The 10,873-nt window shown below is 61.5% G+C and carries 10 protein-coding genes and 1 tRNA gene; 4 read left to right on the plus strand and 7 right to left on the minus strand.

Going from position 1 to position 10,873, the window contains the following annotated elements:
- Positions 1-2: 2 nt before the first annotated feature.
- From mukE to cmoM, 3 genes are all read right to left on the minus strand, one after another.
- On the minus strand, positions 3-722 hold the full coding sequence (gene mukE / locus AB5Y94_RS23170; protein ID WP_005300522.1) for a chromosome partition protein MukE: 720 nt from the start codon (positions 720-722) through the stop codon (positions 3-5).
- A complete protein-coding gene (gene mukF / locus AB5Y94_RS23175; protein WP_005300519.1) occupies positions 703-2,022 on the minus strand; it encodes a chromosome partition protein MukF in 1,320 nt (439 codons plus the stop codon). The genes mukE and mukF overlap by 20 nt, the downstream gene beginning before the upstream one ends.
- Positions 2,023-2,098: 76 nt before the next feature.
- Positions 2,099-2,875: a tRNA uridine 5-oxyacetic acid(34) methyltransferase CmoM gene (gene cmoM, locus AB5Y94_RS23180; RefSeq protein ID WP_010634083.1), complete on the minus strand. Its 777-nt coding sequence runs from the start codon at positions 2,873-2,875 to the stop codon at positions 2,099-2,101.
- A 101-nt stretch (positions 2,876-2,976) separates the two neighbouring features.
- Here cmoM and elyC point away from each other — a divergent pair, with 101 nt between their 5' ends.
- The 3 genes from elyC to pfkA all read left to right on the plus strand — a co-directional run bounded on the left by elyC (position 2,977) and on the right by pfkA (position 5,757).
- Positions 2,977-3,747: an envelope biogenesis factor ElyC gene (gene elyC / locus AB5Y94_RS23185; protein WP_139397571.1), complete on the plus strand. Its 771-nt coding sequence runs from the start codon at positions 2,977-2,979 to the stop codon at positions 3,745-3,747.
- Positions 3,748-3,882: 135 nt separating this feature from the next.
- Positions 3,883-4,638 carry a triose-phosphate isomerase gene (gene tpiA / locus AB5Y94_RS23190; protein ID WP_011706224.1) on the plus strand — a complete coding sequence of 252 codons (756 nt, stop codon included), beginning with the start codon at positions 3,883-3,885 and terminating at the stop codon, positions 4,636-4,638.
- Between the two features lie 147 nt (positions 4,639-4,785).
- Positions 4,786-5,757: a 6-phosphofructokinase gene (gene pfkA / locus AB5Y94_RS23195; RefSeq protein WP_005300508.1), complete on the plus strand. Its 972-nt coding sequence runs from the start codon at positions 4,786-4,788 to the stop codon at positions 5,755-5,757.
- 359 nt (positions 5,758-6,116) lie between these two features.
- Here the strand turns inward: pfkA and AB5Y94_RS23200 are convergent, their stop codons facing one another.
- On the minus strand, positions 6,117-6,419 hold the full coding sequence (locus AB5Y94_RS23200) for a hypothetical protein (RefSeq protein WP_368206694.1): 303 nt from the start codon (positions 6,417-6,419) through the stop codon (positions 6,117-6,119).
- A 511-nt stretch (positions 6,420-6,930) separates the two neighbouring features.
- Between AB5Y94_RS23200 and AB5Y94_RS23205 the strand changes: the two genes are divergently transcribed.
- On the plus strand, positions 6,931-8,187 hold the full coding sequence (locus tag AB5Y94_RS23205; RefSeq protein WP_368206695.1) for a M20 family metallo-hydrolase: 1,257 nt from the start codon (positions 6,931-6,933) through the stop codon (positions 8,185-8,187).
- Positions 8,188-8,268: 81 nt separating this feature from the next.
- Here AB5Y94_RS23205 and yjjG read toward each other — a convergent pair whose 3' ends face one another.
- The 3 genes from yjjG to AB5Y94_RS23220 form a co-directional block, all read right to left on the minus strand.
- On the minus strand, positions 8,269-8,949 hold the full coding sequence (gene yjjG / locus AB5Y94_RS23210) for a pyrimidine 5'-nucleotidase (RefSeq protein ID WP_017764584.1): 681 nt from the start codon (positions 8,947-8,949) through the stop codon (positions 8,269-8,271).
- Between the two features lie 8 nt (positions 8,950-8,957).
- The gene (locus AB5Y94_RS23215) at positions 8,958-10,454 is read right to left on the minus strand and encodes a leucyl aminopeptidase family protein (protein WP_368206696.1); all 1,497 of its coding nucleotides are present in this window, start codon (positions 10,452-10,454) and stop codon (positions 8,958-8,960) included.
- Between the two features lie 171 nt (positions 10,455-10,625).
- Positions 10,626-10,702, minus strand: a tRNA-Met gene (locus AB5Y94_RS23220).
- Between the last annotated feature and the right edge of the window lie 171 nt (positions 10,703-10,873).

Genomic DNA, 10,873 nt, shown 5'->3' on the forward strand with positions numbered 1-10,873 from the left:
CTTTATACCTCCAGATCCAGTTGTTCTTCATCGAGGTCCGCCTCGATGTCATCAAAGAGCGAGTCGCTGCTCGGCATTTCGTCGTCGTGGAAGATGGCCTCCCCCTCCTGGATCATCCGCAGCTGCACGGCGCGCGGATCCTCATCGGAGCGCACGTCCGCGGCGAAGCGGAACACTGACTCGTTGACCCGGAATTTGTCGCTGTTGCCAAGGGCGGTGATCATGCCAAGGCGACGCAGGCGGCGCATGGAGGTACGGATCTTCTCCAGCAGTTTCTTCTTGTCCAGATCGGTGCCACCGGAGCGGCTGTTGACCATCCGCAGCAGCTGCTTCTCGTCGGCCAGGCTCAGCACCTCCTCCTGCAGCTCGCCCATGGCGAACACCCCTTCCGAGGCGAGCCGATCCGGGCTCAGGTAGAGGTAGCAGAGTACCTTGCCCACCAGCATATCGAGCTCAGAGAGGACTGTGGTGCCGATGTCGGCGCTCGGGCGCGGGCGCAGGTAGAAGAAGCCTTCCGGCGCCTTGATGAGTTCCACCTGATAGCGGCCGTAGAAGATCTCCAGCTCCTGGTGATACTCCACCAGCGCCGAGTGCTGCTCGAACTCGTCGGCACTGATGTGGCGACCGGAGCGCAGGGCGGTGTCGATACGCGGAAACAAGGGATTGGCAATGGCCTCTGCGAGCCGCAGCGGCAAGGGAAATTCAGTATTGATCAATGACATAGGCCTGAACCTTGGATCCAGCTTGGTTAATGGGTTTCCATGCGGGCTGACGATGCAGCTGGTGCTCGCCGCTGGCATGGCCCAGGCGCACGGCCTGGTCGATCAGAAGACGCGCCACGTCGAAGTGGGCATGGGCCGGGTAGTCCAGCAGGTATTCCCGCAGCACGTCGGCGAGATCCAGCTGCTGACCCTGCTCGGGGTAGCGGGCCAGGTAGCGCTCGATGCGCTCGGCCAGCTCCTGGTTGATGTCCACCATCTCCATGTACTCCATCTCGAGGGGCACCTCGCCGGTCACCTCCTCGTCGTGGATGGCGATGGTCTCGTCGCGCAGCTCCAGCAGGCGGGGCTCTTCGGCCACCCGCAGCTGCCAGTTGTGCTGATCGAAGTTGCGGATGGATTCGCGCAGCCGCTGGCTGAAGGCACGGTTCTTGTCCATGTCGATGGCGTTGCGGATGAACTTGTGGACGTGCCTATCGTAGCGGGCCCACAGCTCGATACACTGCTGGCCCCAGCTGGTGATGACGTCCAGCCGCCCCTGCAGGGCGTGAGTCAGCTCCTCGACATGGAACAGATCCTCGCGCCCCTGGGCGGCTTCCTGAATGTTGAGCAGGCCCGCCTGCAGGCGGTGGCCGGCGGCGTCCAGGGTATCCTGCAGCTCGCGCAGGGTCTGGCCGGTCTCGTGCAGCAGCTTTTCGCAGCTGTGGATGGCATCGACCCAGTTCTGGGTCAGCAGGGCCGCGATCTCGCTTTTGACCTGATTTTGCTGCTCATCCATGGCCCGCTGGGTAAGATCGATGCGCCCCAGCGTCTCTTCCAGGGAGAAGGTGAGCCGTGGCAGCACCTCCGCATCCCACTGCTCGCGGGTGTTGGTCTCGAGCGCCGCCTTGCGGGCGGTGTCGAGCTCGGCCGCCAGGTGCTCGAGCAGGATGGAGAGCTTGATGGAGTCGACCTGGCGCTGATCCATAAAGAAGTCGACGATGCTCATGCCAAGACGCGACAGGCGATAGAGGCTCTCCCCCGCCACCATGTCGGTGTTGAAACGCGACAGCAGCTGCTGGCGAATAAGATCGTTGATGGCGTTGTTGGCGCGACCGGTGAGGGTCTCGTCCATCTGGCCGAAGGCGTTGCTGACGTAGCCGAAGGCATCGTGCAGGGCCGCTTCCGACAGGTCCGACTCATCTTCGGACAGGGTCTTGATTGCAATCAGAAAGGCCAGCCGGTCGGTGGGCAGGCTCAACGCCAGCCCCTCCTGCCTGACCCATCCCACCATCTCTGGCAGGGTACGGGATGTACTCATCATGACGTTGTCATCTCGTTGTTGTATTGGGCGCAAAGCCTTGCGCGCGGCTACATCCGGTAGCATCGAAAAAAGGGGCTCAGCCAGCGGGTTTCTGCGCCATCACGTGGATATAGCGCCCCAGGGAGATAAACGGCTCCTGCCGGCAATATTGCTGCTCCATGGCCAGCAGATCGTCGAACTTCTCCAGCTGATCCTGCTTGTGGCGCATGTAATCGTGGATCACCCGCACCCCGGTCTTGCCGATTATCTTGAGCCCGCCCCGGCCAATCCAGTCATACACCTGCTCCGGCAGCTGGGGATTGGTGGGGGTCAGCGCCGTCTGCCGCTTCTTGCGAAGACCCAGGCGCACATAATCGAAATTGCCCACCACCAGGCTCTGGAACAGCAGGCCGTGGCGGTTGTAGAAAAGCAGCGACAGTATGCCCCCGGCATTGACGAAAGGGAACAGACCGAGCAAGGTCTGGCGCGGCTCGGCGAGCCACTCCAGCACCGCGTGACAGAGCACCAGATCGAAGGTGCCGGTCACGTGTGCTTTAAGATCCTGAATGGGACAATGGATGAGACGAATTCTGTCTTCCAGCCCCTTCTCGGCGATCTGGCTGCGGGCCAGCGCCAGCATCTCGGCGGAGAGATCGCACAGCTCCACCTGATGGCCCATGGCCGCCAGCTTCTGGGCAAAGTAGCCAAACCCGCCGCCCGCATCCAGGATGCGCAGGGGCCGGTTGCCAAGGCGGGCCAGGCAGGCTTCGATGTCGCTCCACACCACTGTGGTGCGGATGCGCCCCTTGGTGGAGTCATAAATGTTGCGGGCGAACTTGTCGGCCCGCCCGTCGAAACTCTGATCGTGCTTCAAGGAGAAACTCAACTATTGCGCCACAGGGTTGTGGCCATCCCAAAAAAGAGAGGTATTCTGTCACATCCCGAATTTGCTGAAAACTCAAGGAACTCTCTGCCGTGTTTGTGCTTAAAAAGTGGCTGGGTCAGCTGCTGATGCCGCTCCCCTTCTCCGTCACCCTGCTGTTGCTGGCGCTGCTGCTGCTCTGGTTCACCCGTTTTCAGAAAACCGGCAAGCTGCTGGCGACCCTGGCCCTGCTCATCGTCGCCCTGATGGGGATGCGGCCGGTGAGCTACCAGCTGGCCCGCCCGCTGGAGCAGACCTTCCCCCCCTTCGAGGTGAGCCAGCATCCGGACATCCAGGCCATCGTCGTGCTCGGCAACGGCCATGTGAGCGACCCGACCGTCCCTGAGCGCAGCTGGCAGAACAACATCGCCCTGGCCCGCACCCTGGAGGGGGTACGGCTGGCCCAGGCTTATCCCCAAGCGGAGCTCATCTTCTCGGGCTATGTGTCGGGGGATCCCCTCTCGAACGCCGAGGTCAACGCCCGCATGGCGGCAAGCCTCGGCATCCCTCGCTCACGGATGACGTTGTTTGAAAACAACAAAGACACCCACGACGAGGCGGTCAGCATCAGCCGCCACCTGCAGGGCAAGCGGGTGGCGCTGGTGAGTTCGGCCACCCACCTGCCGCGGGCCATGGCGCTCTATCAGGGTCAGGGGCTCAATGCCGTGCCGGCTCCCACCGACTACACCGCCAAGCAGAGTCAGGTGGTGCAACCCCTCTACAGCTACCTGCCCAAGGGGCGCTATCTGATGTATTCCGAGGCTGCCATTCACGAATGGATTGGGGTATGGTGGGCCCGTCTGCGGGGTCAGGTCACCGATTGAGCGATCGAGCCTTTCATTCCTGATTTGGATCAGGAAAGCGAAAAAAAATTACGTCATTTGCCGCCGGGTCAGCTATCTTGGGCTCGGTTCAATTCATATAATGTCGCGCAATCAAATGCCTAGGAGATATAGAAGATGAGACAGCACCTGGTAATGGGTAACTGGAAACTGAACGGCACCAAGGCTTCCGTCGAAGCACTGATCAAAGGACTGACCCCGGCTGCTGCCGCTCATCCTTCTGTACAAGTCGCCGTCTGCCCGCCGGTTATCTTTTTGGGTCTGGTTGAGCAGCTGACCGCCGGCAGCAAGATTGCCTACGGTGCCCAGAACGCCGACGTTCATGAGTCTGGCGCCTTCACCGGCGAAAACGCTCCGTCCATGCTCAAAGCCTTCGGTTGCACCTACTCCCTGGTCGGCCACAGCGAGCGTCGTACCCTGCACGCAGAGACCGACGACGTGGTTGCTGCCAAGTACGAAGCCATCCAGAAAGGCGGCCTGATCCCCGTGCTGTGCATCGGTGAGACTCTGGCCCAATTCGAAGCCGGCACCACCAACTCCGTGGTCGAAACCCAGCTCAAAGCCGTGATCGACCGTTGCGGTATCGCCTCCTTCGAGAACGCCGTCGTGGCTTACGAGCCGGTATGGGCCATCGGCACCGGCAAGACCGCTACCCCGGAAATCGCACAGGCCGTGCACGCTCACATCCGCCAGTACCTGGCCGGGTTTGATGCCGCCGTGGCTGCCAAGGTACAGATCCTGTACGGCGGCTCCGTGACCGGTGCCACCGCTGCCGACCTGTTCGGTCAGCCGGACATCGACGGCGGCCTGGTGGGCGGTGCGTCCCTGAAAGTGGACGACTTCTCCCAGATCATCGCTGGCGCGGCCAAGTAATCGGCTGCCATGGAGGGGGCGCTTGCCCCCTCCTGCGTATCGCTTTTCCTATGGCAGCCAGCGCATCCCATATGAAAGCCGATATAGTAAAAGTGGCTTGTCTCATTTAACCCTTTCGTATTCGACAACTCAGATCCAGAGGCACTCATGACCAAACAAATCAAACGTATTGGTGTTTTGACCAGTGGTGGCGACGCACCGGGTATGAACGCAGCCATTCGCGCCGTGGTGCGCGCCGGCCTGCATCATGGCCTGGAAGTCTACGGCATCTATGATGGCTACCTCGGTCTGCACCAGGACCGTATCGTCAAGCTGGAGCGCCACAGTGTCTCCGACGTGGTCAACCGTGGCGGTACCTTCCTCGGCTCCGCCCGTTTCCCGGCCTTCAAAGATCCGAAAGTGCGCGCCGAAGCGATCGAGAACCTGAAAAAGCACGGTATCGACGCCCTGGTGGTGATCGGCGGTGACGGCTCCTACATGGGTGCCAAGAAGCTGACCGAAGAGGGTTTCCCCTGCATCGGCCTGCCGGGCACCATCGACAACGACATCGCCGGTACCGACTTCACCATCGGCTTTGACACCGCCCTCAACGTGGTGGTGGATGCCATCGACCGTCTGCGCGACACCTGCAGCTCCCACCACCGCATCTCCGTGGTCGAGATCATGGGCCGCCACTGCGGCGACCTGGCCATGTCTGCCGCCGTCGCCGGCGGTGCCGAGTACGTGATCGTGCCGGAAGTGGCCTTCGACAAAGAGAAGCTGCTGCAACAGATCAAGGAAGGGGAAGCCAAAGGCAAGCGCCACGCCATCATCACCATCTGTGAGCATGTCACCGACGTGAACGCCCTGGCCAAGGACATCGAGGCCATGACAGGTCGCGAAACCCGCGCCACCATCCTGGGCCACATCCAGCGCGGTGGCTCCCCGACCGCCCGCGATCGCATCATGTCCAGCCGCATGGGTGCCTTCGCCGTCGAACAGCTGCTGGCCGGTCAGGGTGGTCGCTGCGTCGGTATTCAGGGCAACGAGATGGTGCACCACGACATCATCGACTGCATCGAGAACCTGAAGCGTCCGTTCAACCAGGAGCTCTACGATCTCTCCACCACCCTGTTCTAAGCCCCGCTTGTTCAGGCTGTTGTGACAAAAAACCCTCCGCTGGAGGGTTTTTTATTGGCGCGGGCTACCTACCGGCAAACCCGCTCCCATTCCACCCTCTGGCATGTCTGCCGTTATCCCCGCCCATGGCTCCCTGCCTTCCCCTTGCCTCTTCGGGCAGCACGTTCAGGGCGATGCAGCCAGCAAACCTCCCAACCTGCCATTGACTCACAGCGAAACCAGGGCCATCGCGCTGTGCAGTCAGCTCACCCTCCATGCCATCAAGTGGCCATGTACCTGCCATCAGCAGCCCCCATCGAGCCGCCAACATGCCGTGAAAAGAGTCGAACAGGGTCGGTTCAATGGTTGCGCGACTGTCATCAACCGCAGGATTTCTGCAAATTTGCGAGAGCGCTGCCGCCAGAAGGTGGCGTCACGACAGGGAAAAATCCCCGGAGCACGACAAGAAATGCTGGGGGTAGAGAAAATGGGGCTGACAGCAGTCCAAACCATGCCAGACTCACTCCATCGCCAGCAAAACTGTCTGCTTTTGCCGACAAAATTTTAAAAAACCAAAAAAGCCTCATATAAGACCCTGTGTGAAACACAACAAAAATAAAGGTAACGAATTGATTTAATTGAATAAAAACGCCATTAAATCCTAGTGGATGCCCAACACCCATCTTGAAGCTGATAAAACAGCCTTAGATTTATAAAAATGACGCTTTCGAGCGCTACGCGACAACTATGGCCATATAAATACATTTTACTATTGTTTTACTGCGCAATTGTGGTATCTTGGTTCCATCATCAGTCAGCCAAGGGAGACAATAATATGAAAGAGTTTGTGGTTACTGCCGTTTTCACCGTGTTTTTCACTCTGGTTGCCGTCTCTCTGCCGTCGCTGTCACAGCTTTGAGCCGGTTGGTTGCCCACTTCGTGATCCGCATGGGCAACGACAGGCACCAGTGCGCTGGTTAATTCACCGCATTCAGTCATTTTTGGTCGTTTCATCGAAAATGAGTGCAGACAAGGTGGTTAGCACCAGTCGGTGTATATAAACAGAGCTGTCGTGCCACGGCAGCGTAAACAGGGGGAGCCAGTGGCTCCCCCTGTTGCATTTGTGTCTGCGGGATTTACTCTTGCCCCCCTGCCCGTCACAATATCCGCTGGATTCGCCATGCAGGAATTACCATGACACAGGATGCGCTAAGCCATTGGCGTCGTGATCTTCATCGTCTGCCCGAAGCGGCCTGGTGTGAATTTCGTACCAGCACCCTCATCGCTCACCACCTCAATGAACTCGGTTTCTCTATCATGCTGGGTGACAAGCTGCTGGCCAGCAACCTCATCATGGGACGCAACATAGACGTACAGGCCCAGAAGGAGCGAGCCCTGCGCCAGGGTGCCCATCCAGACTGGCTGGGCCGGATCGAAGAGATAACGGGGGTGATGGGACGGTGGGACAGCGGCCGACCGGGCCCGACCCTGGCCTTTCGCTTCGACATCGATGCGGTGGAGGTCGAGGAGAGCCAGGATGAGCTGCATCCCCCCAGCCAGGAGGGGTGGCACTCGCGCAACCCCGGCTGGATGCACGCCTGCGCCCATGACGGCCATACCGCCATCGGGCTGGTGCTGGCCGAGCGGATCGCCGCCCTCGCCGATCGACTGAACGGCCGTATCAAGCTCTTCTTCCAGCCCGCCGAAGAGGGGTGTCGCGGCGGCAAGGCGCTGGCCGCCGGTGGCCAGCTCGACGACGTGGATGCCCTGCTGGCGCTGCACATCGGCATTCACGCCAACAGCGGCGAGCTGGTGGTCAATCCCACCGAGTTTCTCTGCTCCACCAAGTTCGACGTGGAGTTCATGGGGCGCGCCGCACATGCGGGGCTCGAGCCCAACGCCGGCAGCAATGCGCTGGCGGCGGCCTGCATGGCCACTACCGCCATGCTCGGCATCGCCCGCCATCGCGACGGCATGACCCGCATCAACGTGGGCCAGCTCCATGCGGGCAGCGGCCGCAATGTGATCCCGGGCCATGCCCTGCTGCAGGGAGAGACCCGGGGCGCCACGCCGGCCCTCAACGACTACATGTTCAGCCAGGTGCAGCAGATGGTGGAAGGGGCTGCCATGATGCAGGGGGCCACCTACCTCATTCGCAAACAGGGTGAAGCCATCGGCATCGACAACAGCCCGGCCCTGCTCGAAGAGATCATCCCGCTCGCCCAGGCGCTCAAGCTGGAGACCATCCACACCCGCCGCTTCGGCGCCAGCGAGGATGCGGGCTTTCTTATCGAGCGGGTGCAGCGAAACGGCGGCCAGGCGGCCTACCTGATCCTGGGGGCCAATCTGGCGGCACCCCACCATCACCCGGAGTTCGACTTCGACGAGGCCGTGCTGGCCCCCGGCGTGGCACTGCTGGAGTCCTGGTTGCTGGCCCGCCTCGGCCGCTAGCAAGAGCCGGAGACAAACAAGGCAGCCCGCGGGCTGCCTTGTTTTTTTATTCCCCCTGCGCAGCAGAGGCAAATGGCGTTCCTATTCGCCCAGCACGATGGCCGAAAGGTGGGCGAAGTGGTGGATCTCGTGGGTCGCCTCGCTCGGCCCATCCTGACGGGCCGGGTTGTACCAGCAGGTCGCCAGCCCCTGGGCCGCGGCGCCGGCAATATCGGTCTTGGGGTTGTCCCCCACCATCAGCACCCGCGCCGGACTCGGCTGTCCCATCAGTGCCAGCGCGTGCTGGAAGATGGCCGGCGCCGGCTTGGTCACCTGCACCTCATCCGAGATCACCAGCGGTTCGAACCAGGCCTGCCAGCCCAGCTTGTCGAGGCGCCCGCGCTGGGGCAGGCTGAAACCGTTGGTGATGATCCCCATCTTCACCTTGCTCTTCAGCGCCTGCAGAGTCTCCTCCACCCCCTCCAGCGGCACGCTCAAGGCGATGATCTGCTGCAGGAAGGTGTCATTCATCGCCATCGGCGCCACGTCCACCTGCTCGGCAAAGAGGGAGAAACGGGTCTGTTGCAGGTGGACGGCATCGATCTCGCCGGAGTTGTACTGCTGCCAGAGCCGGTGGTTGAGGGCATGGTACTCCGCCATCTTGGGCGGAGTCGGCGTCACGCCGTAAATGTGCAGTGTCTGCTCCAGCGCCTGAGCGACCGGGAAATCGACCAGGGTTTCATCCAGATCGAACAACACCCAGTCATAACTTGGTTCTTTCACGGGATCCCTTACTGTTCTGGTTGATCAAGTTCATTGCGCCGCCCCAGCGGGCCGGCCAGCAGTTCCAGCGTCAATCTGACCCCGAAACCAGTCACCTCGCTGCTGACTACGCCATTGCCGCCCTTGTTGCGAAAACCACTCAAGTCGAGGTGCAGCCAGGGGGTCTGGGCAGGCACGAAGCGGCTGAGGAAGCGGGCCGCATCAATGTGATCCGGCGAGGCGCCGGGCGCACACTGTAACAGATCGGCCCACTCGCTATCGAGGTTGTCGTCGTAATCCTCATCCAGCGGGAAGGGCCAGACTCGCTCACCGCTGCGCTGACCCAGGCTGATCAGCTCGCTCAGCCACTGGGGCCGGTTGGTAAAAGCGCCACTGTAGCGGCTGCCGAGCGCCCGCTTGCAGGCCCCGGTCAGGGTGGCGTAGTCGATCAGCAGATCCGGGTTGTCCTGCACCGCCATGCTGAGGGTGTCGGCCAGCACCATGCGTCCCTCGGCATCGGTATCCACCACCTCGATGGTGGTGCCATTGAGGGCGGTCACCACCTCCCCCGGCCGATAGGCGAGCGGGCCTATGTGGTTCTCGGCAATGGCGAGCCAGCAGTGCACCTCGTAGGGCAGCCTGGCCCGGCTGATGGCGTGAAGCGTGCCCAGCGCCACCGCGCTGCCCCCCATGTCCAGATGCATGCCGTACATGCTGCCGGAAACCTTGAGGTTGTAGCCGCCCGAGTCGTGACAGATCCCCTTGCCCACCAGGGCCACTCGCCGCACCGCATTGGGTGGGCAGTAGCTCAACTTGACCATGGCGGCCTGGTTGTCTTCCGAGCCGCGTGCCACCGCGATGAAGGCACCGGCCCCCTGCTCGGCCAGCTGGGCCTGATCGTACTCATGCCACTGCCACCCCTCGCTCTGGGCCAGCTGACGTACCCATTCGCGGTAGCTGCGGGCGGTCAGATCGGAAGCGGGCGACACCGCCAGATGGCGGGCGATGCCGTTGCCCTCGGCCTCGGCATAGATCCGCGCCAGATCCAGCACGCAATTGGGAGAGAGCGCAATCTGCTGATAGCGCCAGGGATCTTCGCTGCGATGCTTGTGGCTTGGCAGCGGCACGTTGGCCGCCAGCAGGGTGGCCAGCGCCAGTTCAGCCAGGAGAGTGGTGTCGGCCTCGTCAAACCCCTCCAGGTGCAGCCCCAGGCGCTCAATCTTGAGGCCGGCCAGCGGCGCAACCCAGCTGCGCACCTGCTTGTAGAGGGCATGATCGCGAGAGGGACGGGCCGGCAGGAAGACCAGCAGTTGCAGGGTATTGTGCAGCACCAGGCTGTAGGGGGCTTTCTGCCCCAGTGCGATCTGGGCGCTGACGGCGGCAAGCTCGGGCAGGGCCAGCAAGCTCTCGCGCCGCTCTTCGGCACAGATCAGCAGGTTGGCGGCCAGGCCATTGGCGAGGACGGCAGCAAGGCTGGCGTCGTGAATGTCGATCTGCGGCGGCAGATAGGTAAATGGTTGCATCATCGGGCAAGGCCCTCGTCCATGAAGAGATACCAGAGATGATACCCAACAAAGCGGGGTCACAGCCAGATTGCACTTGAAAATCAATATCAAGCGCGAAAAAGAGACAAAGCAGAAAGACCGCGCAGGCGGCTGGATGACAAGCTGGGGATTGGCGTAATAGAGAAAGGAAATTGGTTGCGGGGGCCGGATTTGAACCGACGACCTTCGGGTTATGAGCCCGACGAGCTACCGAGCTGCTCCACCCCGCGTCCGAATTGTATTGCCACCACAAGAGACAGAGCAGATGCCCCTTGTTGTCTTCGTTTCCACCGCAGGGCGCTGCCTTGCCATGGACACAAATAGTTGGTTGCGGGGGCCGGATTTGAACCGACGACCTTCGGGTTATGAGCCCGACGAGCTACCGAGCTGCTCCACCCCGC

Source organism: Aeromonas sp. s5, assembly GCF_040907865.1.
Classification (GTDB): Bacteria; Pseudomonadota; Gammaproteobacteria; order Enterobacterales; family Aeromonadaceae; genus Aeromonas; species Aeromonas dhakensis.

Bases quoted from the DNA above. Each gene is read 5' to 3' on its own strand.
- AB5Y94_RS23205 (WP_368206695.1), top strand. From the start codon at position 6,931: ATGACACAGGATGCGCTAAGCCATTGGCGTCGTGATCTTCATCGTCTG.
- AB5Y94_RS23215 (WP_368206696.1), bottom strand. From the start codon at position 10,454: ATGATGCAACCATTTACCTATCTGCCGCCGCAGATCGACATTCACGAC.
- AB5Y94_RS23200 (WP_368206694.1), bottom strand. From the start codon at position 6,419: ATGGGTGTTGGGCATCCACTAGGATTTAATGGCGTTTTTATTCAATTA.
- mukF (WP_005300519.1), bottom strand. From the start codon at position 2,022: ATGATGAGTACATCCCGTACCCTGCCAGAGATGGTGGGATGGGTCAGG.
- mukE (WP_005300522.1), bottom strand. From the start codon at position 722: ATGTCATTGATCAATACTGAATTTCCCTTGCCGCTGCGGCTCGCAGAG.
- pfkA (WP_005300508.1), top strand. From the start codon at position 4,786: ATGACCAAACAAATCAAACGTATTGGTGTTTTGACCAGTGGTGGCGAC.
- tpiA (WP_011706224.1), top strand. From the start codon at position 3,883: ATGAGACAGCACCTGGTAATGGGTAACTGGAAACTGAACGGCACCAAG.